This is a genomic window from Parasutterella muris (genome assembly GCF_009767915.1).
GTDB lineage: Bacteria > Pseudomonadota > Gammaproteobacteria > Burkholderiales > Burkholderiaceae_F > Parasutterella > Parasutterella muris.
Genome location: NZ_WSRP01000130.1, coordinates 1 through 381, shown reverse-complemented (window position 1 = coordinate 381; position 381 = coordinate 1). Strand labels below are relative to the sequence as shown.

Sequence of the window (381 nt, the reverse complement as noted above, 5' to 3'; positions counted from 1 at the left end):
ATTTCAAAATGCTTGGGATCCGGTCAAACAGCGTTCTTATAGCAAACACCGAATCACCCTTGGGCGCCTGATTGACGGCAAGGTGGAATTGGGAAGGAAATTTCTTCGAAACAATCCTCAATACAAGGATGTTGAACTAACTTTTACCGATAACAAACTCTGTCCGGTTGGTATTGCAGAGGTCAGTCTTCCGGTGGCACAAATTGTTTTGAACCGGTCGGAAGCACTCAATGCCGGAGCCAGCTATGTATTAGAGCAAATTGCCAAGCAATCGGGAATAACTAAAGCCTTAAAGGTCGTCTTTCCTGAGCATTGGAAAGAGTTACTATCCTTAGCGATATTCTTAGTTATCCATCCTGACGCCACTGTCTCCAACTACGA

The 381-nt window shown here is 44.6% G+C and carries 1 protein-coding gene; it reads left to right on the top strand.

From position 1 onward, the window contains the following. A partial coding sequence (locus E5987_RS12875) for a hypothetical protein (protein ID WP_160336454.1) occupies positions 1–381 on the top strand: 381 nt, incomplete at both ends.